The 21,999-nt window shown below is 68.2% G+C and carries 19 protein-coding genes, 1 tRNA gene and 1 pseudogene; 10 read left to right on the top strand and 11 right to left on the bottom strand.

Going from position 1 to position 21,999, the window contains the following annotated elements:
• Nucleotides 1-11: 11 nt before the first annotated feature.
• Nucleotides 12-644 carry a 50S ribosomal protein L25/general stress protein Ctc gene (locus AMD30_RS08050; RefSeq protein WP_014926013.1) on the bottom strand — a complete coding sequence of 211 codons (633 nt, stop codon included), beginning with the start codon at nt 642-644 and terminating at the stop codon, nt 12-14.
• Between the two features lie 232 nt (nt 645-876).
• On the opposite strand from AMD30_RS08050, the gene AMD30_RS08045 reads away from it, so the two are divergent.
• Entirely contained in the window at nt 877-1,323 is a 447-nt protein-coding gene (locus tag AMD30_RS08045) for a limonene-1,2-epoxide hydrolase family protein (RefSeq protein ID WP_014926014.1), read from the top strand.
• An 18-nt stretch (nt 1,324-1,341) separates the two neighbouring features.
• Here the strand turns inward: AMD30_RS08045 and arsC are convergent, their stop codons facing one another.
• The 3 genes from arsC to glmU form a co-directional block, all read right to left on the bottom strand.
• Nucleotides 1,342-1,683 (bottom strand): arsenate reductase (glutaredoxin), encoded by a 342-nt coding sequence (gene arsC / locus AMD30_RS08040; RefSeq protein WP_055475281.1) that lies wholly within the window; start codon nt 1,681-1,683, stop codon nt 1,342-1,344.
• Between the two features lie 245 nt (nt 1,684-1,928).
• A complete protein-coding gene (locus AMD30_RS08035) occupies nt 1,929-2,906 on the bottom strand; it encodes a ribose-phosphate diphosphokinase (protein WP_010844290.1) in 978 nt (325 codons plus the stop codon).
• 57 nt (nt 2,907-2,963) lie between these two features.
• Complete coding sequence (gene glmU, locus AMD30_RS08030; protein WP_055475354.1) at nt 2,964-4,424, bottom strand: bifunctional UDP-N-acetylglucosamine diphosphorylase/glucosamine-1-phosphate N-acetyltransferase GlmU; 1,461 nt, start codon at nt 4,422-4,424, stop codon at nt 2,964-2,966.
• A 329-nt stretch (nt 4,425-4,753) separates the two neighbouring features.
• Here glmU and fabG point away from each other — a divergent pair, with 329 nt between their 5' ends.
• Together fabG and AMD30_RS08020 are read left to right on the top strand one after the other, a co-directional pair.
• Nucleotides 4,754-5,509, top strand: a complete 756-nt coding sequence (gene fabG, locus AMD30_RS08025; protein WP_010844292.1) for a 3-oxoacyl-ACP reductase FabG — start codon at nt 4,754-4,756, stop codon at nt 5,507-5,509.
• A 121-nt stretch (nt 5,510-5,630) separates the two neighbouring features.
• Nucleotides 5,631-5,702, top strand: a tRNA-Gln gene (locus AMD30_RS08020).
• Between the two features lie 48 nt (nt 5,703-5,750).
• Here the strand turns inward: AMD30_RS08020 and AMD30_RS08015 are convergent.
• Together AMD30_RS08015 and AMD30_RS08010 are read right to left on the bottom strand one after the other, a co-directional pair.
• Nucleotides 5,751-7,090: pseudogene (locus AMD30_RS08015) on the bottom strand (NtaA/DmoA family FMN-dependent monooxygenase).
• Nucleotides 7,087-8,259: an LLM class flavin-dependent oxidoreductase gene (locus AMD30_RS08010; RefSeq protein WP_055475280.1), complete on the bottom strand. Its 1,173-nt coding sequence runs from the start codon at nt 8,257-8,259 to the stop codon at nt 7,087-7,089. Before AMD30_RS08010 ends, AMD30_RS08015 begins: the two are co-directional and overlap by 4 nt.
• A 186-nt stretch (nt 8,260-8,445) precedes the next feature.
• Here AMD30_RS08010 and AMD30_RS08005 point away from each other — a divergent pair, with 186 nt between their 5' ends.
• The 3 genes from AMD30_RS08005 to AMD30_RS07995 all read left to right on the top strand — a co-directional run bounded on the left by AMD30_RS08005 (nt 8,446) and on the right by AMD30_RS07995 (nt 10,371).
• The gene (locus AMD30_RS08005) at nt 8,446-9,588 is read left to right on the top strand and encodes an LLM class flavin-dependent oxidoreductase (RefSeq protein WP_055475353.1); all 1,143 of its coding nucleotides are present in this window, start codon (nt 8,446-8,448) and stop codon (nt 9,586-9,588) included.
• Nucleotide 9,589: 1 nt separating this feature from the next.
• Nucleotides 9,590-9,784 carry a hypothetical protein gene (locus tag AMD30_RS08000; RefSeq protein ID WP_055475279.1) on the top strand — a complete coding sequence of 65 codons (195 nt, stop codon included), beginning with the start codon at nt 9,590-9,592 and terminating at the stop codon, nt 9,782-9,784.
• Nucleotides 9,785-9,861: 77 nt separating this feature from the next.
• Nucleotides 9,862-10,371, top strand: coding sequence for a pyridoxamine 5'-phosphate oxidase family protein (locus AMD30_RS07995; RefSeq protein ID WP_055475278.1), 510 nt, complete (start codon nt 9,862-9,864; stop codon nt 10,369-10,371).
• A 202-nt stretch (nt 10,372-10,573) separates the two neighbouring features.
• On the opposite strand, the gene AMD30_RS07990 is transcribed toward AMD30_RS07995, so the two are convergent.
• From AMD30_RS07990 to AMD30_RS07975, 4 genes are read right to left on the bottom strand one after another with little or no spacing between them, the layout of a single operon-like run.
• The gene (locus AMD30_RS07990; protein WP_055475277.1) at nt 10,574-11,581 is read right to left on the bottom strand and encodes a glycine betaine ABC transporter substrate-binding protein; all 1,008 of its coding nucleotides are present in this window, start codon (nt 11,579-11,581) and stop codon (nt 10,574-10,576) included.
• Nucleotides 11,578-12,396: an ABC transporter permease gene (locus tag AMD30_RS07985; protein ID WP_010844299.1), complete on the bottom strand. Its 819-nt coding sequence runs from the start codon at nt 12,394-12,396 to the stop codon at nt 11,578-11,580. Before AMD30_RS07985 ends, AMD30_RS07990 begins: the two co-directional genes overlap by 4 nt.
• Complete coding sequence (locus AMD30_RS07980; RefSeq protein ID WP_055475276.1) at nt 12,393-13,706, bottom strand: ATP-binding cassette domain-containing protein; 1,314 nt, start codon at nt 13,704-13,706, stop codon at nt 12,393-12,395. The genes AMD30_RS07985 and AMD30_RS07980 overlap by 4 nt, the downstream gene beginning before the upstream one ends.
• The gene (locus AMD30_RS07975; protein ID WP_010844301.1) at nt 13,703-14,347 is read right to left on the bottom strand and encodes an ABC transporter permease; all 645 of its coding nucleotides are present in this window, start codon (nt 14,345-14,347) and stop codon (nt 13,703-13,705) included. Before AMD30_RS07975 ends, AMD30_RS07980 begins: the two co-directional genes overlap by 4 nt.
• A gap of 153 nt (nt 14,348-14,500) precedes the next feature.
• Between AMD30_RS07975 and AMD30_RS07970 the strand changes: the two genes are divergently transcribed.
• The 3 genes from AMD30_RS07970 (at nt 14,501) to AMD30_RS07960 (ending at nt 17,673) form a co-directional block, all read left to right on the top strand.
• A complete protein-coding gene (locus tag AMD30_RS07970; RefSeq protein ID WP_055475275.1) occupies nt 14,501-15,151 on the top strand; it encodes a vitamin K epoxide reductase family protein in 651 nt (216 codons plus the stop codon).
• A gap of 54 nt (nt 15,152-15,205) precedes the next feature.
• A complete protein-coding gene (locus AMD30_RS07965; protein WP_035718099.1) occupies nt 15,206-15,907 on the top strand; it encodes a TetR/AcrR family transcriptional regulator in 702 nt (233 codons plus the stop codon).
• A gap of 182 nt (nt 15,908-16,089) precedes the next feature.
• Nucleotides 16,090-17,673 (top strand): cation:proton antiporter family protein, encoded by a 1,584-nt coding sequence (locus tag AMD30_RS07960; RefSeq protein ID WP_055475274.1) that lies wholly within the window; start codon nt 16,090-16,092, stop codon nt 17,671-17,673.
• A 25-nt stretch (nt 17,674-17,698) separates the two neighbouring features.
• Here the strand turns inward: AMD30_RS07960 and AMD30_RS07955 are convergent, their stop codons facing one another.
• Entirely contained in the window at nt 17,699-18,271 is a 573-nt protein-coding gene (locus AMD30_RS07955) for a GNAT family N-acetyltransferase (protein ID WP_055475273.1), read from the bottom strand.
• Nucleotides 18,272-18,361: 90 nt separating this feature from the next.
• Between AMD30_RS07955 and mfd the strand changes: the two genes are divergently transcribed.
• Nucleotides 18,362-21,952, top strand: a complete 3,591-nt coding sequence (mfd, locus tag AMD30_RS07950; protein ID WP_055475272.1) for a transcription-repair coupling factor — start codon at nt 18,362-18,364, stop codon at nt 21,950-21,952.
• Nucleotides 21,953-21,999: the final 47 nt, after the last annotated feature.

The raw sequence follows: 21,999 nt of genomic DNA, 5'->3' as shown, positions 1-21,999 counted from the left end.
CGAGGGTGGGGTTACTCCGACTCCTCGGCCGCCTCGGCGGCCTCGCCCTCGGCTGCGGCGTCGGCCGAGCCGTCGGCGTCGGACTCGGTGGCCGCGAGCTGCGCCTCGGTGACCGCGACGATCAGGGTCTCGGGATCGGCGGTGAGGGTCACGCCCTCGGGCAGGTCCAGATCGGAGGCGTGCACGGACAGGCCGGCCTCGGCACCTTCGACGCTGACGACGATCTGCTCGGGGATCGACAGGGCGTCCGCCTCGACCTCGATGAGGCTGGTGTCGGAGACGACCAGCGTGCCCGGGGCGGCGTCGCCCTCGACGATGATGGCGACCTCGACGGTCACCTTCTCACCGCGACGGACGATGAGCAGGTCCGCGTGCTCGATGTAGTTGCGGATCGGGTGGACGTCGACCTGCTTGGTGAGCGCCAGCTGGCTGTCGCCCTCGATGTCGAGGTCGATGATGGCGTTGAGGCCGTTGTTGCGCAGGATCGCGGCGAAGTCGCGCGCAGGCAGGTGCAGGTGCTGCGGATCGGTGCCGTGGCCGTAGAGCACGGCGGGAACCTTGCCCTCGCGACGTGCACGGCGTGCTGCGCCCTTGCCCTTTTCGGTGCGGGTGCTGACCGAGAGCTTGCTGGCCTGGTTCGACATGTGGGTCTCCTCGTGGGTGGTGTGCGGTCTGTCGGCGTCGCGACGAGCAACACCGGGCACGAACACCGACCGCGGAACCCGCCGGTCGCCGACCGAGGAGAACTACGATGGCCGCGCCGATAACGGTGACTGGGTCACCCTCGCCGAGACAACGGCGATCAGAGTAGTCGACGACCTGCTGGGATGTCACATCGCCCGCTGTCGGCGCCGAGCTCGGGGATACTGGTCTGCCATGACCCCACAGACGCCGATCGAGATCGTGACGACCCTTCTGACCGAGTTCGCGCGGGGCGACGTACCCGCCGCGCTGGAGACCATCGACGACGACATCGCCTACACGAACGTCTCGCTGCCGACGATCCGCGGGAAGCGGAAGGTGGCCGGTGTCCTGGGCGGAGTGGCACGCAAGGACTCGGTGGGATTCAACTACCGGATGATCAACGTGAGCTCCGACGACACCGGCGTCGTGTTGACCGAGCGGGTCGACGAACTCCGACTCGGTCGGTTGCATCTCCAGTTCTGGGTGTGCGGCCGCTTCGAGGTGCGGGAGGGCCGGATCACGGTGTGGCGCGACTACTTCGACTATTTCGACATGACGAAGGCGCTGGTGCGAGGTGTGGCCGCGCTGGCCGTGCCGTCGGTGCAGCGGCCACTGCCCGCGCCGGCCGTCCCGGCCTGACCCGACCGCGGCCGGCGCTCAGAGGATCTCGTCGAGCTTGTCGATGGGTCGCGGGATGCGAGTGCCCTTGGCGGTCACGACGATCGGACGTTCGACGAGGACGGGGTGCTCGACCATGGCGTCGAGGATCTGATCGTCGGTGGCCGATGCGAGATCGAGTTCCTTGTACAGGGCCTCCCGCTTGCGGGCCGCCTGTGCGGGCGTGAGCCCGGCATCGGCGAACAGCTCGACGAGCTGGTCGCGGCTGTACGGCTCGTCGAGGTACTTCACGACGGTCGGCTCGATGCCGGCGTCGCGCAGGGCCTGCAATGCCTTCCGCGAGGTCGAGCACTTCGGGTTGTGATAGATCGTCGCGTCCACGGGTCACACGGTACCCGGGTCGACTGCGCAGCCCTTCGTGGCTCGTCGACCTCGACGCGCTCCTTCGTCGCTTGCTCGGCCCGGCGGCTTGCGCTCCTCGCACCTCAGGGAGCAGGAAGCAGGTCGTTCTCTCGGATTAGGGAGCAAAGAGCTGAGGTGCTAGCGGAGCGTCCCTTTGTTCCCTGAGGTGCGAGCGGAGCGTCCCTTTTGTTCCCTGAGGTGCGAGCGGAGCGAGCCTCGAAGGGTCAGGCGATACCGTCGAACAGGCTTGTGACGGAACCGTTCTCGAAGACCTCGCGAATCGTCTGCGCGAGCAGCGGGGCGATGGAGAGGACGGTGAGGTTCGCGAAGCGCTTCTCGGCCGGGATCGGCAGGGTGTCGGTCGCGATGACCTCCTTGGCGCCACAGTTCGCGAGGCGCTCGGCCGCGGGGTCGGAGAACACACCGTGGGTGGTGGCGATGATGACGTCGCCCGCCCCGGCGTCCTTGAGGACCCGCACCGCGCCGGCGATCGTGCCGCCGGTGTCGATCATGTCGTCGATCAGGATGCAGGTTCGTCCTTCCACCTCGCCGACGACGCGGTTGGACTTGACCTGGTTGGGCACCAACGGATCGCGGGTCTTGTGGATGAACGCCAGTGGTGCGCCACCGAGGGTGTCGGCCCACTTCTCCGCGACACGTACGCGACCGGAGTCGGGGGAGACCACCGCGATGTTGTCGGTGCCGTATTTGCCGCGGATGTACTCGGCGAGCTGCCCCTGCGCGTGCATGTGGTCGACGGGCCCGTCGAAGAAGCCCTGGATCTGATCGGTGTGCAGGTCGACGGTGATGATCCGGTCGGCGCCCGCAGTCTTCAGCAGATCGGCGATGAGGCGGGCCGAGATCGGCTCGCGCCCGCGGTGCTTCTTGTCCTGGCGGGCGTACGGATAGAACGGGAGGATCACGCTGATTCGCTTGGCCGAGCCGCGCTTGAGGGCGTCGATCATGATGAGCGCCTCCATGACCCACTGGTTCAGCGGGTACGGGCAGCTCTGCAGGACGAACGCGTCCGAGCCGCGCACCGAGTCCTCGAAACGAACGAACAGTTCGCCGTTGGCGAAGTCGCGGGCGGTCTGCGGGGTGACCTTGATGCCCAGTTCATCGGCGACTGCTTCGGCGAGTTCGGGATGGGCACGACCAGAGAACAGCATCAGGTTCTTCTGGTTGTCAGTGGTCCAGGTCATGAAAACTCTTCTGTTGGTGTCGTTTCGGATCTGCAGGGTCGAGCGCGGGTCGGGGTGTCAGGCCGGCCCGGAGTCGTTCTCGCGCGCCTCGAGGGCCGCGCGCGCCGCCGCGGTGTCGGGCCGCTTGCGCACGACCCAGTCCTCGATGACGCGTTGTTCTCCCGCCGAGACCGCGAGGGCCCCCGGCGGTACATCTTGCCGCACGACGGTTCCGGCTCCGGTGTACGCCCCGTCGCCGACGCTGACCGGGGCGACGAACATGTTGTCCGAGCCGGTGCGGCAGTGATCGCCGATCACCGTGCGGTGCTTGGCAACCCCGTCGTAGTTGACGAAGACGCTCGACGCGCCGATGTTGGAGTGCTCGCCGATGGTCGCGTCACCGACATAGGTGAGGTGCGGGATCTTCGACCCGTCACCGATGGTCGCGTTCTTGGTCTCGACGAAGGTGCCGATCTTGCCCGCGACCCCGAGGGCGGTCCCGGGTCGGAGGTAGGCGAACGGGCCGACGGTGGCGTCGGGGCCGATGACCGCGTCGCTGCCGTGTGTACGGATCACCTGGGCACCTGCTCCGACAGTGACGTCGGTGAGGGTGGTGTCGGGTCCGATGACCGCGTCGGCGGAGATGTGGGTGCGGCCGTGCAGCTGGGTGCCCGGTTCGATGTGCGCGTCGGGCTCGATGGTGACGTCGATGTCGATCCACGTCGTGGCGGGGTCGACGACGGTCACCCCGTCGAGCTGATGGCGGCGGATGATCCGGCGATTGAGTTCGGCACCGAGAGCGGAGAGCTGGGCGCGGTCGTTGCAGCCGGCCACGAGCACCGGATCGGCGACCGTGAACCCACGGACCGCCCGGCCCTCGCCGCGCGCGATCTCGACGATGTCGGTGAGGTAGTACTCGCCCTGCACGTTGTTCGTGGACAGCTTCGACAGACCGACTCGCAGCGCGGCGGCGTCGAAGGCGTACACGCCGGCGTTCACCTCGGTCACGGCGCGCTGCTCGGGGTTCGCGTCCTTGTGCTCGACGATGGCGGCGACGGCGTCTCCGTCGCGGATGATCCGTCCGTATCCGGTCGGGTCGTCGGCGACGAAGCTCGTCAGCGTGACGGCGGCTCCACCGTCGGCGAGGTGGGTGTCGACGAGGGCGCGCAGGGTGTCGGCGTCGAGCAGGGGGACGTCGGCGGCGGTGACGACGACGGTGCCGTCGAAATCGTCGGGCAACCCGCCGAGTCCGACCCGGGCGGCGTCGCCCGTTCCGCGCGGCGCGTCCTGTTCGGCGATCCCGACCTCGACGCCCAGCAGTGCGCCGATCTCACCGATGGCCGCCGTGACCCGTTCGCGCTCGTGGCTGACGACCGCGATCAGATGCTCGGGTTCGATGCCCGCCGCGCCGTGCAGCGCATGGCCGAGGAGTGAACGTCCGCCGATGGTGTGCAGGATCTTCGGGGTCTTGGACTTCATGCGGGTACCGGCGCCCGCGGCCAGGACGATCACGGCCACGGATGGCGACGTTCCCGTCATCGAATGCCCACCCTCTTCCTGATCGGTGACTGCCGCGATCATGTCTGCTCGACGGCGGCGGCGGGGGTCGCAGACCCGACCCGCGGTCGCACGTCGGGTGCGATCCTACGCATCGGTGCCCGGTGGCAGAAATGCAGCGCGCAGTTTGTGCCGGATCCTCCCGACCGGGCCTGATAGAACACATAGGGACCGCGAACGCCGAGCGATCAATCGGTAGAACCTGCCGATGTCCCAGTGGATTGTCACAGACGGATCAGGGTGGGTGCGGGAGACAGAACCACGCGTGCCGGAGTTGTCCGGTTCGTGAAACGACCACACGGAGGTAGTGAATGAGCACGCAGAAGACGGCCATCGTCACCGGGGCCGCACGGGGGATCGGCGCGGCCGTGGCCAGGCGCCTGGCCGACGACGGACTGGCGGTGGCCGTCCTGGACCTCGACGCCGACGCCTGCGCCGACACGGTCAAGGCCATCACCGACGCCGGCGGCAAGGCCGTCGCGGTGGGTGCCGACGTCGCCGACGAGGCCTCGGTGAACGCCGCGGTGGACAAGGTCGTCGCCGAACTCGGCAAGCCGACGGTGGTCGTCAACAACGCGGGCATCACCCGCGACAACCTGCTGTTCAAGATGACCGTCGACGACTGGGACGCGGTGATGGCCGTGCACCTGCGTGGCGCGTTCAATGTCACCAAGGCTGTGCAGAAGTACATGGTCGAGGCGGAGTGGGGACGCATCGTCAACCTGTCGAGCACCTCCGCGCTCGGCAACCGCGGACAGGTCAACTACTCGGCGGCCAAGGCCGGCATGCAGGGATTCACCAAGACCCTGGCCATCGAACTCGGCCGGTTCGGCGTCACCGCGAACGCCATCGCCCCCGGTTTCATCGAGACCGAGATGACCGCCGCCACCGCCGAGCGCATCGGTGTGCCCTTCGAGGACTTCAAGCGTGCCGCAGCGGGCCAGATCCCGGTCAACCGCGTCGGCGTGCCCGAGGACATCGCCCACACCGCGTCCTTCTTCATCAGCGAGGGTGCCGGCTTCGTGTCGGGTCAGGTCGTCTACGTGGCCGGCGGCCCCAAGGACTGATCACCTCCTGGACCACGACTCCGGCTCCCAGGCCTCGATCGAGGTCTGGGAGCCGAGTTCTCGTCGAGTGGTCACCTGGCGTGCGTGCCCCCGGGCTGTGGCACAATCGTCAGCGCAGTGATCCGCCATGGTGTAATCGGCAACACTCCTGATTTTGGTTCAGGCATTCTAGGTTCGAGTCCTGGTGGCGGAGCTCATGAGTCGAGGCGCGACGGCGCCCTTTCTCGGTGCCCGGGCGGGTTCACCCCGCCGGTCGTGCCAGCCCCAGATTGTCCCGCAGCGTGGTGCCCGCGTAGTCGGTGCGGTGGACACCGAGCTCCTGGAGGATCGGCACCACCTCGTCGACGAACCGATCGAGTCCGCCGGGCACGATGTGGGGCACCAGGATGAAGCCGTCGGCGACGTCGGCCTGCACGAAGTCGTTGATCGTGTGCGCGACCGTCTGCGGTGAGCCGACGAACGACTGGCGGCCGGTGACCTCGATGATGAGTTCGCGCGTGGTCAGGTTCTTCGCCTCGGCCAGGTCGCGCCACTCGCGCGCGACGGCGACCGGGTCACGGTGCATGCGCACGCTCGCGCGTCCCTTGGCGACCGTGTTCTCGCCCGGGACCGGATCCACCTGCGGCAGCGGACCGTCGGGGTCGTGGTCGGAGAGGTCGCGATTCCACAACTGCTCCAGGAACTTGATCGCCGTCTGCCCGCTGACCTGCTGCAGGCGCACCTCGTGGGCGAGTTCGGCTGCCTGCGCGTCGGTGTCGCCGACGACGAAGGTGGCGGCGGGGAGCACCAGGAGCTGTTCGGGGTGCCGTCCGTACGCGGCGAGTCGCCGCTTGACGTCGGTGTAGAACGCCCGCCCGGCATCGTAGGTGGCGTGCCGGGAGAAGATGGCGTCGGCGGTGGCGGCCGCGAACTCCCGGCCCTCGTCGGAGTCCCCGGCCTGGAAGATGACCGGCCGCCCCTGCGGCGGACGAGGCGTGGGAAAGTGTCCGCGAATGTCGAATTGTGTACTGGCGAACTCGAATTCACCGGCATCGGGGCGTGCCAGGAAGTGGCCGCTCGCGGTGTCGGCGAGCACGTCGTCGTCGCGCCACGAGTCCCAGAGCGTCGCGGCCGCGGTGAGGGACTCCTCGGCACGCGCGTACCGCTGGTCCTCGGGCAGATAGCCGCCTCGACGGAAGTTCTCTCCGGTGAACTCGTCCCACGAGGTCACCACGTTCCACGCCGCACGTCCGCCGGACAGGTGATCGAGGGTGGCGAATTGCCGTGCGACATCGACCGGTTCGTTGAAGGTCGAGTTGATGGTGCCGGTCAGGCCGAGGTGGGTGGTCACCGCGGCCAGTGCGGACAGGACGGTGAAGGTGTCCGGTCGTCCGACCACGTCGAGGTCGTAGATCAGCCCGTTCTGCTCGCGGAGCCGCAGTCCTTCGGCGAGGAAGAAGAAGTCGAACTTCCCGCGCTCGGCGGTCTGGCGAGATGGACGAACGAGTCGAACTCGATCTGACTGCCCGACTCCGGATCGCTCCACACCGTGGTGTTGTTCACCCCGGGGAAGTGGGCGGCGAGATGCACCTGCTTGGTCATGCGACACCGGCCTTTCCAGCGGCGAAACGGTTGGACGGCCGTGCCAGACCGAGGTGGCCCCGCAACGTCGGCGCGGTGTAGGAGTCACGGAATCGGTTGCGACGCTGCAGCTCCGGCACGACCTCCCGCGTGATCACGTGTAGGTCCTCGGGCACGGCAGCCGGGTGCAACCGCACCCCGCTCACCCCGTCGACGGCTGTCCAGCGTTCGATCTCGTCGGCGAGCCCGGCCGAGGTGCCGACGAAGGCCGCGCTGTCGGGAGTGAACGGTTCACCCGCCCACTCGTCGAGTTGCGCCCGGCGTGCTCTCGCCGCCGACTCCGACGCGGCGAGCACGGCGAACAGATCGACGAACAGGAGTGCGGGGTCGGCGATCCCGCGACCGGCGTCGGAGTGGGCGGTGCCCACGGCGTCCACCGCACGCACGGCGTCGTCGACGTCGCGGGGGTTGATGAACCCGAGGTCGGCGGCCCGGCCGATCACCCGCAGGTCGGTGGGATGTGCGCCGGTCGCCGCGATGACCGGCCGGCCCTGGGGTGGTCGTGGCGTGATGGCGGGACCCCGCACCGAGAAATGGTCTCCGGCGAAGTCGATGTAGTGCAGCTTGTCCCGGTCGACGAACCGACCGGTCGCGACGTCGCGGATCTCGGCGTCGTCCTCCCACGAGTCCCAGAGCAGTCCGATCACGGTGGCGAAGTCGAGGGCCTCGGACGCGAGGTCGGCGAGCACCGCGGGGTCGTCGGGAAACCGTCGCCGGCCGAACAACGCGGCCTCGTCCGGATCCGCGGTGGTGCGCAGGACGACTCCGGCACGTCCGTTGCTCACGTAATCGAGTGTCGCGATCGCCTTGGAGACGTGGAACGGCTCGGTGTGGGTGGCGGTCGCCGTCGGGATCAGCCCGATCGACCGGGTCGTCGGGGCGAGACGGGAGGCGAGCAGTACCGAGTCGAGTCCCGCGGTCGCCCGGTCGGTGCGTGGATGCCCGCGGTGCAGGGCGAACGAATCCGCGAGGGTGACGAAGTCGAGCAGCCCGGCTTCTGCCTCCGCGAGCCGTTCCTGCCAGTGCGCCGCCGTGGTCAGGGTGTGGGCCTGGGCTCCGGGTGCCCGCCACGCGCCCGGGTGCGACCCGGCTCCGTCCAGCGCCACGGCGACGTGCACGTGCTCGGCCATGGAGTCCTCCCTCAGTCGTGTCGTCGATACCTGTCCCTGGATCGAACGGTGGCGGAGATACCGTGGATTCCGGGCGTCGGTCATCGGATCGCGGTGGGCCAAACCCTTCCGATAAACCGGCGGCCACGCTTCGGTGGTCAGGATGAGGTGTGTTCGGCGCAGGACTCGAGTCGGTCGGAGAGCGGTGTGACGGGAAGAGAACCGATACCGCTGTCGGTGCTGGATCTCGCCCCGGTCACCGAGGGGAGTGACGCCGCGACAGCGGTGCGCCGCAGCGTCGCGCTGGCCCAGCACGCCGAACGCCTGGGCTACCGACGGTTCTGGCTCGCCGAGCACCACTTCGTCGCGGTGGCCAGTTCGTCGACGACAACACTCATCGGGCTGATCGCCGCCGCGACCGAGTCGATCCGCGTGGGGTCGGCGGCGGTGCAGAGCGGCCTGCACACCCCCGTGTCGATCGTGGAGGCGTTCGGGACGATCGACGCGCTGTATCCCGGCCGGCTGGACCTGGGGCTCGGGCGTTCCGCTCAGCGCCGCACCGAATTGACCAGCACCGACCGGCAATCCGCACCGCGCGCGCCCGCACCCCGACAGCCCGACCAGATCGTCGACGGCCTGCTCATCCCGACGCCGTTCCCCGTCGAGTCGATCCTGAACGCACCGCGGGTCGTCGCCGCGTTCGAGGCGTCGCAGTTCGACGGTGCGTCACCGCCGGACTTCGACGACGCCGTCGGCGACGTCCTCGCGCTCCTGGCCGGCGACTTCGAGCACCACGACGTCGAGCTGACCGCGGTGCCCGGGCGCGGCGCGGACGTGGCGGTCTGGATCTTCGGGAGCAGCAAGGGCCAGAGCGCGCAGACCGCGGGTGCGCGGGGGCTGCCGTTCGTCGCGAACTACCACGTCAGCCCGAGCACGGTTCTCGAGGCCGTCGAGGCGTATCGCAGCGCGTTCCGGCCGTCGCCGGTCCTGGCCGAGCCGTATGTGATCGTCTCCGCGGATGTCGTTGTCGCCGAGGACGAACCGACGGCACGTCACCGCGCGTCCACGTACGGGCACTGGGTGCACGGCATCCGCAGCGGGGCGGGCGCGCAACCGTATCCCGACCCGGACACAGCGGATTCCCTCGACGACGATGCGCGCCCTCTCGTCGACGATCGGGTGCGCACCCAGTTCGTCGGCGATCCCGAGTCCGTCGTCGACGGGCTGCGGACGCTCGCCCGGGTGACCGGTGCCGACGAGTTGCTGGTCACCAGCGTCACCCACGACTTCGACCATCGGCTGGCGTCGCATGAATTGCTCGCCACTGCATGGGGATTGGAAGGACACTGACGTGACCGGCTTCGATGCAGCGGGTTTCGGACGACGCACGGGTGCGCGGTCGTCGTTGGGTACGCTGTTCGCCGCCCTGCGGTGTCGCGTCGACGTGGACCTTCTCGCCGCGGGCGCTGCCCTGCATCCCGAGGCGCCGCCCCTGGGATTGCCGCTCGAGACAGCAAGAACGGTCGGTCGCGGACAGCCCTTGTAGGTGGTTTCCGGTGGCACCATGGGGTTCCTCGGCGACGACCGTCGTCGCCGGCGAACAGCCCACGAGGAACGCCCACCATGCACGAGACCCCGGATGAACTCCGCGAACTCCAGACCCTTCTCGACGCCTCCCTGTCCCGCTCGACGGACCATCTGCGTTCCATCATCAGCAGTGACAACACCGTCGGCGCAGCACAACTCGTCGACATCCTGACCGGGATGCGTGTTCTCGCGCTCTCGACCGTGACGGCGTCGGGTGAACCGAGGATCAGTGCCGTCGACGGACATTTCCTCCATGGGAAGTGGATCTTCGGCACGGCGCGCGCCGCCGCGAAGGCCCGACATCTCGCCGCCCGTCCCGCCGCGAGCGTCGCGCACATCCAAGGTGAGGAACTGGGTGTCTTCACCCACGGGACCGTCGAGATCCTCAACCCGCGCGACGGCGATCGGGCCCACGACTGGCCTGAGTTGGTCGCCCACTTCCGGGAGGTCTACAACGACGACGAGTTCGACTGGGGCGCCGAGGTCGTCTACTACCGGCTGCACCCGCACTGGATGACGGTGTTCGCGCCGAACCAACCTCGTTGACTGTGCGTCGAAATCCGTTGACCGTGCGTCGAAATCCGTCGATCGTGCGTCGATATTCGTTGACTGTGCGCAACAATAAGTCGACTGTGCGTCCAATGGGCTCGACTGGGGCCTGATCACCTGCGCTACGCGATCGCTGATCAGCTGGGCCACGTCGGATCAGTGGTCGAGCCGACGAGCCCGACGCACAGTCGACGGTTCGTCAGTCCACCGGGACGATGAAGCCCTCGTCCTTCAGCCAGTCGTAGGCGACGTCGGAGGGATCGGCGCCGTCGATGTCGATGAGCCCGTTCAGTTCCTGCATCAGCGGGTCGGTGAGTTTGGCCGACACAGGTGCCATGAGTTCGGCGATCTCCGGATTGGCATCGTTGAGTCCGGTGTTGACCACGACGCATCCGCTGTAGGGCAGGAAGAACTTCCGATCGTCTTCGAGGACGACGAGATCAAGGTTCTTGATCCGACCGTCCGTCGAGTAGACCATTCCGAAATTGCAAGGCTCGCTACGCGCGGTGGAGGTGTAGACCACGCCGGAATCCATCATGGTCACGTTGCTCGACGGCACCCCGCCGGGCTGGTCGAGCGGAATGTCGTAGGCCTTCAGCATCGGAATGAATCCGTCGGCGCGCGAGTAGAATTCGTCGTTGATGCAGAAGGTCCGCTCGGACTCGGGGAGCTTGGCGATGTCGGACATCGTCTTGACGTTCAGCCGCTCGGCGGTCGGTGACGACGCGGCGAACGCGTAAGTGTTGTTGAACGACGCCGGCGGGAGCCACTCGACCCCGTTCGCGCGTTCGGCGTCGCGGACGCGTTCGTAGAGTTGCTGCGGGTCCGAGATCGTCTCGGTCTCGCCCAGGTAGGTCTGCCAGGCGGTCCCGGTGTACTCCCACACGATGTCGGCGTCGCCGTTGAGAACTGCCTGCCGGGACGACATCGAGCCCGGCGCGTTGGTGAGATCGTCGACGTCGGCGCCGGCGGCCGCGAGGTACGTGGCGGTGATCTTCCCGAGCAGTACCTGCTCGGTGAAGTTCTTGGACGTCACCGCGATGGAGGTTCCCTCGAGCGGGCGTTCGCCGCCGGGAAGGGAAGCGGGACGGAAGGTTCCGGACGAACTGACCAAGCCGCACGCCGACAGCATCATCAGGACCGCGGCCGACGCCGCCAGGACCGTTGCGACGCGACGGGCGCGGACCGGATGGAGGCGGGTCATCATGCGATCCCCCGAGGAGTCGCGGCGAGTTCGACGAGGCGTCCGAGCCAGTCGATCGTCATGGCGAGCAGCGCGACGAGGATCGCACCGGACACGAGCAGCTTCGGCAGGAACAGGGTGATCCCCGTGGTGATGAGCGTGCCGAGGCTGGTCGCCCCGATGAACGTGCTCAGGGTGGCGGTGCCGACCAGGATGACCAGTGCGGTCCGGACACCGTTGAGGATGACCGGCACGGCCAGGGGGAGTTCGACCTGGACGAGGGTGCGCACCGCCGACAGGCCGATGCCTCGCGAGGCCTCGACCGTCCGCTGGTCGACCTGCCGCAGCCCGACGATCGTGTTCTGCAGGATCGGAAGCACCGCGTAGACGACCAGGCCGACGACGGCGGTGGTGAAACCGGTGCCGAGCCAGAAGGTGAACAACACCAGGAGTCCGATCGCGGGGGCCGCTTGTCCGATGTTGGCGATGTTGACCGCGATGGGGTTCAGCCAGCGCAGGGCGGGACGGGTGAGCGCGATGCCGAGCGGAATCGCGATCACGACGACGATGATCGTGGCGACCAGCGTCAGCTGGATGTGATCGAGGATGGTGGCACGCAGCGCCGGCCACGACATCGCGGCGCTCTCCGTGCTGGTGAAAGTGGTGTTCGCATACCAGATCACGAAACCGACGCCGACGACCACGATCACCAGGGGCTCGAACCACACATCGATGGGAATCCGGGCGAGTCGCCGCCGGAAGCCACTCGGAACCGATTCTGGTGCAGGCGGTTTCGCGGTCTCGGTGATCCGTGCCTCTTCGGCGATGAAGCCGGTCACCGCTCGACGCTCGTCTCGGGAGTGACGCCTCCGGCGACGTGCTCGGCGCCGGAGTCGTCGTCGGCCGCCACGACCGGGGTCTCGACGGGAGCCGACCCATCGGCGTGGTCGAGGTAACCGACCTCGGCATCGTCGTCTCGCACGGTGGCGAGCTGCCCACGGATCGCCTCCATCACCGACGCGATGTTCAGCGCGCCGACGACGGCGCCCCGACCGTCGGTGACGAGAACGCCACCCTGGCTGGTCGCGAGCATCGAGTCGAGGGCGTCGTTCAGCGTCGAGGACTGCGCGACGACGGGGAGCCGGGGATCGAGGTAGTCCGAGACCTCCGGCTTGGCGCGGATCTCCTCGACCGACGGCCAGGCGCGGGGGCGGCCGTGCTGATCGACGACGGCGACCCAGTCCTCGCCGGCCGCTTTCGCGCGGGCGACCACGGCGCCGGACGGTTCTCCGACGCGGGCGGTGACCACCTCTCTGATGTCGACGTCGCGGACGCGGGTGAGCGTCAGGTGGGCGAGTGTCGCACCCGAACCCACGAACTCCTCGACGAAGGGACTCGCCGGGTTGGCCAGGATCTCCTCCGGGGGCGCGAACTGCTCGATGCGCCCGCCCTCGGAGAGGATCAGCACCTTGTCGCCGAGTTTGGTCGCTTCCTCGAAGTCGTGGGTGACGATGACGATGGTCTTGGCCAGCTCGTGTTGGATCGCGATCAGCTTGTCCTGCAGGCGGGCTCGGGTGATCGGGTCCACGGCGCCGAACGGCTCGTCCATCAGCAGCACCGGGGGATCGGCGGCGAGCGCGCGTGCGACGCCGACGCGCTGCTGCTGACCACCGGACATGTCCTTGGGGAGCCGGTCGGCGAAGGTCGCGGCATCGAGTCCGACGAGGTCGAGCAGGTATTCGGTGCGTTCGGCGATCCGCTTCTTGTCCCAGTTGAGGATTCGCGGGATGGCGCCGATGTTCTTGCTCACCGACCAGTGCGGGAACAACCCGCCGGACTGGATGACGTAGCCGATCGACTGGCGCAGTTTGTCCGGGTTCTCCGCGGTGACGTCGCGTCCGCCGATGTAGATGCGCCCCTCGGTGGGTTCGATGAGGCGGTTGATCATCTTCAGCGTCGTCGTCTTGCCGCATCCGGACGGGCCGACGAAGGCGACGATGTCGCCGGCGTCGATCTCCAGGTCGAGGCGCGCGACGGCCGGTGTGGTGCTTCCCCGGTAACGCTTGGCCACACCGTCGAGCCGGATGGACTCGCCGGTGACGTTGCGGTTGTTGCCGTTCGGCGCGGAGGAGGTGGCGGTGTCGGTCATGAGAGTCCCTTGGAGATGGTGAGGCGGCCGAGCAGAACCAGGAGAGCGTCGAAGATGAGGGCGATGATCACGATCAGGATCGTTCCGGCGAGCGCCATTTCGAGTGCATTGGCACCGCCCAGGCGGGAAAGTCCGTTGAAGATCAGGGATCCCAGGCCGGGTCCGAGAACGTAGGCGACGATCGCCGCGACACCGACGATCATCTGGGTCGACACACGGATGCCGGTCAGGATCACCGGCCAGGCGATCGGCAACTCGACCGTGAGCAGGATCCGCCATCGCGAAAGGCCGATGCCGCGGGCGGATTCGACCACGGACGGCGGCACCGACCTCAAACCGACCACCGCGTTGCCGATGACCGGCAGCGTGGCGAAGAAGGCGAGCATCAGAAACGACGGCGTCACACCGAGTCCGAAGGGCACGATCAGCAATGCGAGCAGGGCGAGCGACGGAATGGTCAGCGCCACACGGCTCGACGTCAGCGTGAGCGCACTCGCCAGCGGAAGCCGGTAGACGACGGCGGCGACGACGATGGCCACGGCCGTACCCACGAGCACTGTCTGGAAGGACAGCGACGCATGCTGATACGTCAGGAAGGTGAGGGATCGAGCGTTCTCACTGAGATAGTCCCACAATTGCACTGTTGCTGTCCCATCCCCGGGGCAGGCGAGCCCCCCGGTGTCTCGAAAGACATTACGCACGGACGGGCAATACTGCCGACATTTGGACCGATCCAGTGTGACTTCGACGCGGCGTGGGTCGATCTCCCCGCCGTGCGGTGTCATGCTGGAAAAGTGAGTGAGAGTGCGCTGACCACCGCAAAGGTCGATGCCGACGACGACCGGCTCCTGCTGGCCGCGGCCGTGCGTTCCTGGACGCGGATCGTCGCCTGGTTGCTGAGCGTCGGCGGATCGATCGGTTTCGTCGCGTCTTTCGTGCTGACCGTCGAACGGTTCGAACTGGCCGCAGACCCCGACTACGTGCCGTCGTGCAACTTCAATCCCGTGCTGAGCTGCGGGTCGGTGATGGCCGAGCCCCAGGCCGCACTCTTCGGCTTCCCCAACCCGCTGCTCGGTATCGCGGGCTTCGCGATCGCCGTCACCACCGGTGTGGCCCTGCTCGCCGGGGCTCGCCTCGCCGGGTGGTACTGGGCCGGACTCCAGGTCGGGGTGACCGCGGCGATGGTGTTCATCTCCTGGCTGATCTACTCGAGCCTGTACTCGATCGGGGCGCTCTGCCCGTACTGCATGGTCGTATGGGCGGTGACGCTGCCGATCTTCGTCTTCGTCACGGTGCGCAACGCGCACGCGAGTGGTCTCACCTCGCGTTCACGCGTCGCGCTGGCCCTCGCGCGCAACCACGCCCCGATTCTGGTCGCGGCCATCGGCCTCGTGATCGTGCTGATCGCGGTGCGGTTCTGGTCGTACTGGTCGAGCCTGTACTGACACCACTCGGCCGGACCGTTCGGAATCCGCGGCGTCGCGCCCTACGCTGGGGCCATGGCTATCGGGCGTCCGTCGGAAGGTTCGGCCGAGGTGCAGCGCGCACCTCGAGCACGGATGACCGGTGCCCAGCGCCGGTTGCAGCTCATCGAGGTCGCGCGCGGCCTGTTCGCCGAGCGCGGTTTCGAGGGCACGTCGATCGAGGAGATCGCCCAGCGCGCGGGCGTCTCGAAGCCGATCGTCTATGAGCATTTCGGCGGCAAGGAAGGTTTGTACGCGGTCGTCGTCGACCGCGAGATGGAGACCCTCCTGGAGATGGTGACCTCGTCGCTGTCGAAGAACCGGTCGCTCTACCGCATCCAGCAGGTCGCCCTCGCGCTGCTGACGTACATGGAGGAGCGCACGGACGGATTCCGCATCCTCGTACGCGGGGACAGCACCGCCGCCACGGGCGAGACGGCCACCTACTCGAGTCTCCTCAACGACGCCATCAGTCAGGTCGAGCACATCCTCGCCGGCGATTTCGAACGACGGGGTTTCGATCCCACGCTCGCCCCGCTGTATGCGCAGGCGCTCGTCGGGATGGTGTCGGTCACCGCCCAGTGGTGGCTCGACGTGCGCGAGCCGTCGAAAGAGGTCGTGGCGGCTCACCTCGTCAACCTCTGCTGGAACGGACTCACCCGGCTCGACCCCGACCCCGCGCTCGTCGGACCCGACTATGTGGAGTCCCGGAGGCGGACGAGCGCCGACGACGCCTGACCCGGGTCTCGTCTCGCGGGTCCGCGGTAGCGGTGTCGACCCGCCCCGAGCTGCACGGCGGGGCAACGGGTCCGCGTCTATGGTTGATTCACTCTGCGTCCCCCGGCCGGAAGGATCCACCGATGTCGACCCCGAGCGGCGCTGACCGGCCGAACACCGCTTTCGGCTGAGGCGCCTCGGACATGGAGACCGTCGGGATCTACCTGGTCGTCATCTTCGGATGCGGGTACCTCGCTCGCGCGGCGCGCCTGCCGACCCTCGTCGGCTACCTCGCCGCCGGATTCATCTTGCACGCACCGGGAATCGACGAGCTGCCGATCATCGACACGATCGCCGAGCTGGGCGTGACGATCCTGTTGTTCACCATCGGCCTCAAGCTCGACGTACGGATGCTGCTCCGGCGCGAGGTGGTCGTCACCACGGCGGTGAACCTCCTGGTCATCCTCGGGCTGACCACCGGATTCCTCGGCCTCCTGGCCGCCCTCGGGGTGCCGATGCTCACCGACGAGGGCTGGGAGACATTGGCGCTGTTGGGCTTTGCGCTGTCGTTCTCCAGCACCGTGTTCGTGGTCCAGGTCCTCGACGAGCGGTCGGAATCCCACTCGCTCTACGGCCGCATAGCGATCGGCGTCCTCGTCCTCCAGGACATCGTCGCCGTCGCCTACCTGACCGCGATGCAGGGCGAACCGCCGAGCCCGTGGGCGCTTGCCCTCGTGTTGCTGATCCCCGGCGCGTGGCTCGTCCGCCGCCTGTGGAACACCCTCGGCCACGGCGAGTTGCAGACGCTGTTCGGAATCGTGATGGCCCTCGTGCCCGGGTATTGGCTCTTCGAATCCGTCGGCATGAAGGGCGATTTCGGCGCGATGGTCATCGGCGTCCTGCTCGCTTCCCATCCGCGCGCGGGGGAGTTGTCGCGCACGTTGTTCGGTCTGCGTGAGCTGCTCCTCGTCGGCTTCTTCGTGTCGATCGGGCTGCACGTCACCCCCACGACCGAAACGGTTCTGCTCGGTCTGCTGCTGATCGTCCTCCTGCCGTTCGAGGGTGCGGTGTACACGCTGGTCCTCTCCCTGTTCGGCCTGCGTCGCCGGACGTCGATCCTGACCGGACTCGCGCTGGCCAACTTCTCGGAGTTCGGGCTGATCGTGATCGCGACCGGTGTGGGAGTGGGGATGATCGGCGAGGACTGGCTCGTGGTGACGTCGGTGGCGGTGGCGGGGAGCTTCGTGTTCTCCACCCTGGTCAATCGCCGCGGCACCGGCCTGGTGACCCGGTTGTCGGCGTTCGTCCCGACCACGGCCGCGGCCCGGGCCCACCCCGACGACGCCCCGATCGTGCTGGCGCCGGCGCGCGTACTGGTCCTCGGCATGGGCCGCGTCGGGCACTCGGTGTACGAGCGGCTCGTCGACGAATACGGCCTTCCGGTGATCGGCGTGGAGAACGATCCGCTCAAGGCGGGCGAACTGGCCGCACGCGGCGTCCGGATCCTCGACGCCGACGCCACCGAGGCCGACTTCTGGGACCGCGCGGTCGGCGTCCACGAGCTCGAACTGCTCGTCCTGGCGATGCCCTTCCACGGCTCCAACCTGGTCGCGCTCGAACGGATCGAGGAACTCGGCGTCACCGGGACCGTGGCGGTCGTCGCGCAGTACGACGACGAGCGCGACGAACTGCTCCAGCGCGGCGCGGACGTGGCGTTCCACATCTACGAGGGCACCGGTGTCGGCCTGGCCGACGCGGCCGCCGAGGCAGCGGGGCTGGAACGGTGACGCCGACGCCTCCGCGAGCGGGTCGTCAGCCGCCCGCACCGGGAGCGTCGTCGCGCGTCCAGAGATCCTTCTGCATGTAGACACAATCGATCCACTGGTCGGCCTTGTGTCCGATGGCGCGCAGGCGACCCACCTCGTCGAACCCGAACCGACGGTGTAACGCGATCGAGCCCTCGCCGCCCGTCGCGGCGATCACCGCGACGATGTGGCGGACGTTGTCCGGGTTCGCGCGATCGAGCAGCGCCGACATCAGAGCCGTACCGATCCCGCGCCCGGCCTGACCGGGCCGCACGTAGATCGAGTCCTCGGTCGACAGGTCGTAGGCCGGCATCGTCCGGAACGTCCCGAGGTAGGCGTAGCCGACGACCTGCTCGACACCGTCGTCGACGGCGCGGGCCACCACGAACGGCCGGCCCGCGGCCGTGATCGCGGCGTGCTTGGCGTGCCATTGCGACAGGGACGGGACCAGATAGTCGAAGGTCGCGACGGTGTTCTGCACGTAGTGGGCGTAGATGTCCGCGACGGCCGCGCAGTCGTCGATCGTCGCGTCGGTCACCCGGATCGGGGTCGAGGGTGCCTCGGATGCGCGCTCGCTCATGCCGACGAGGTTAGGACAGCTGCCCCGGCCGCGGGAACTCGCGCTGACCGGGCGGGGACGGGCGGATCGTCGCCCCATAGAATCGACGGAGTGTCGACGCCGTCTGCTCTGTCCGGTCTGGCCGCGCTCGCGTGTGCGGACAAGTCCTTCCGCGAGGTGCACGCGCACCGGAACGAGCGCCGGCTGGACATCACCGCGCCCGATGCAGCGCGGCCCTTCCTCGTCTCGTGCCTGGTCGCCGGCGCCGATTCCCCGCTCCTCGTCGTGTCGGCCAACGGCCGGGAGGCCGACGATCTGACCGCCGAACTCGCCGAGCTCCTCGACGACGCCGGCGCCGTCGCTCAGTTCCCGTCGTGGGAGACGCTGCCGCATGAGCGGCTCTCGCCGAGTGCGGACACCGTGGGCCAGCGACTCGCCGTACTGCACCGGCTCGCCAACCCCGGTGACACTCCGTTGCGGGTCGTCGTGACCACCGTTCGCTCGCTCGTCCAGCCGATGGCCCCCGGCCTCGGCGACGTCGCGACCGTGACCCTGCGCGAAGGCATCGAGGTCGACTTCGACGCTCTGCTGTCCCAACTCGTCGAGATGGCCTACGAGCGCGTCGACATGGTCGGCCGCCGGGGCGAGTTCGCGGTGCGCGGCGGCATTCTCGACGTGTTCCCGACCACCGCCGACCATCCTGTGCGAGTGGAGTTCTGGGGCGACGAGATCACCGAGATGCGTGCCTTCTCGGTCGCCGACCAGCGCAGCCAGCCCGAGGTCGAGACCACTGAGGTGCGGATCCACCCGGGCCGCGAACTCCTGCTGACTGACAAGGTCCGTGCACGCGCCGGCGACCTGGCGGCGAGCAACGCCGACGACCCGACCCTCGCCGAGATGCTCGGCAAACTGGCCGAGGGCATCCCGGTCGAGGGGATGGAGGCGCTGATCCCCGCGCTCGTCGACGGCGACATGCAGTTGCTGACCGAGGTGATCCCGGACGGCACCCGGGTCCTCGTCCTCGACCCGGAGAAGGTGCGGACCCGGGCGTCGGACCTGTCGAAGACGGGTGCGGAGTTCCTCGAGGCATCGTGGACCGCCGCCGCCATGGGTGCGGGAGTGCCGATAGACGGACGGTCCTCGGCGAGCCTCGGCATCGATCTGCAGGCCAGCGCGTACCGGCCGTTGGACGAGGTGTTGAAGACGACGCTCGACGCCGGGTGTCCCTGGTGGACGCTGAGTCCACTCTCGACCGGCAGCGGTGACGAACTCGAACTCGATCTGGCTCCAGGTCCCGCGCCTCGGGGCGACGACCGTGAGATCGCCGCGATGTTCGCGCAGTTGCGCGCGCACGTCGCCGACGGCAAGCCGGCGGCGATCGTGGTGGCGGGCAAGGGTACCGCCCAACGCGTCGGTGAGCGCCTGTCCGACGCCGAGGTGCCGCATGTGATCGCCGAACCCGGGCACCGTCCGCAGGCCGGCGAGGTCACCGTGTTCTGCGCGCCGCTGCGCGCCGGGATCGTCTGTCCCGATGCAGGACTCGTGGTCGTGGCCGAGGCCGACCTCACCGGCTCCCGGGTCGCCAACGTCCGGGACGGTCGCCGACTGCCGGCCAAGCGGCGCAACCAGGTCGATCCGCTGGCGCTGACCGCGGGTGACCTCGTCGTACACGACCAGCACGGCATCGGGAAGTTCGTCGAGATGATCGAACGGACCGTCTCCGGTGCCCGGCGCGAGTACCTCGTGCTGGAGTACGCCTCGAGCAAGCGCGGTCAGCCGGCCGATCGGTTGTACGTCCCGATGGACGCACTCGACCAGCTCTCGCGCTATGTCGGCGGCGAGCAGCCGTCGCTGTCGAAACTCGGCGGCTCGGACTGGCAGAACACCAAGCGCAAGGCGCGCAAGGCCGTTCGCGAGATCGCCGGCGAACTCGTCCAACTCTATGCCGCCCGTCACGCCGCGCCGGGACACGCCTTCGGGCCCGACACGCCGTGGCAGCAGGAGATGGAGGACGCCTTCGACTTCACCGAGACCGTCGACCAGCTCACGGTGATCGCCGAGGTCAAGGCCGACATGGAGCGTCCCGTTCCGATGGACCGCGTCGTCGTCGGCGACGTCGGCTACGGCAAGACCGAGATCGCGGTCCGCGCCGCGTTCAAGGCCGTGCAGGACGGCAAGCAGGTCGCCGTCCTCGTTCCGACGACGATTCTCGCGCAACAACATCTGCAGACCTTCACCGAGCGGATGAGTGGTTTCCCGGTGCGGGTGCGCGGCCTGTCGCGGTTCACCGACCCCAAGGAATCCCGCGAGATCACCCAGGCGATGTCGAAGGGCGAGGTCGACGTCGTCATCGGCACCCACCGTCTGCTGCAGACCGGGATCGTCTGGAAGGACCTCGGACTGGTCATCGTCGACGAGGAGCAACGATTCGGTGTCGAGCACAAGGAACACATCAAGTCGCTGCGCACCCACGTCGACGTGCTCACGATGTCGGCGACCCCGATCCCGCGCACACTCGAGATGTCGATGGCCGGCATCCGGGAGATGTCGACGATCCTCACCCCGCCCGAGGAACGGCATCCGGTCCTGACCTACGTCGGCGCCTATGCGCCGAAACAGGTCGCGGCCGCCATCCGCCGCGAACTGCTGCGCGACGGTCAGGTGTTCTATGTGCACAACCGGGTCTCGACCATCGACAAGACGGCCAGGGACATCGCCGCGATGGTCCCGGAGGCGAGAGTCGTGGTCGCGCACGGTCAGATGAACGAGGACCAGCTCGAGCGCACGGTGTCGGGGTTCTGGAATCGCGAATACGACGTGCTGGTCTGTACGACGATCATCGAGACGGGCCTGGACATCTCGAACGCCAACACCCTGATCGTGGACCGCGCCGAGAACCTCGGCCTCTCGCAACTGCACCAGCTGCGTGGACGCGTCGGCCGCAGTCGCGAGCGCGGATACGCCTATCTGCTCTACAGCCCCGACCGGCCGCTGACCGAGACCGCCTACGACCGGCTCGCGACGATCGCGCAGAACAACGAGCTCGGCGCGGGAATGGCGGTGGCGCTGAAGGATCTCGAGCTGCGCGGCGCCGGAAACGTGCTGGGCGCCGAACAGTCGGGGCATGTCGCGGGCGTGGGGTTCGATCTCTACGTCCGTCTGGTCGGCGAGGCGGTGGAGGCGTATCGCGCTGCCGCGGACGGGAAACCGGTCGAATCGCGGGAGACGGGTGAGGTACGCATCGATCTTCCCGTCGACGCACACATCCCGGTCGAGTACGTCGACTCCGATCGCCTGCGCCTCGAGGCGTACCGCAAGCTCGCGTCGGCGACCGACGACGCCGCGGTCGATTCGGTCCTCGTCGAACTCAACGACCGGTACGGTCCGCCACCGGTGGAGACCACGCGCCTCGCGTCCATCGCCCGACTGCGGTTGCGGTGCCGGGAGCGTGGGATCAGCGAGATCGGCCTGGCCGGTCAGGGTCTGAAGATCTCGCCGCTGTCACTCCTCGACAGCGAGCAGGTCCGTCTGCGCCGGCTGTACTCCTCGGCAACCTACCGGGCCACCACATCGGTGGTCACGCTGCCGATCCCGCGCACCGGGGGCGTCGGGTCGGCGCGTCTGCGCGACGACGAGCTGATCGAGTTCGTCACGACGTTCCTCACCCAACTCAGGCCCGAGCCGGTCGGCGAGAGCGTCTGATAAGCACCCATCAGGGCCGGGCGGATGACGATATCGGGCTGTTGCAA

This window comes from Gordonia sp. HS-NH1 (genome assembly GCF_001418765.1).
Lineage (GTDB): Bacteria > Actinomycetota > Actinomycetes > Mycobacteriales > Mycobacteriaceae > Gordonia.
Note: the sequence above shows the minus strand (reverse complement) of the source record. Positions and strands in the feature narration are given on the sequence as shown.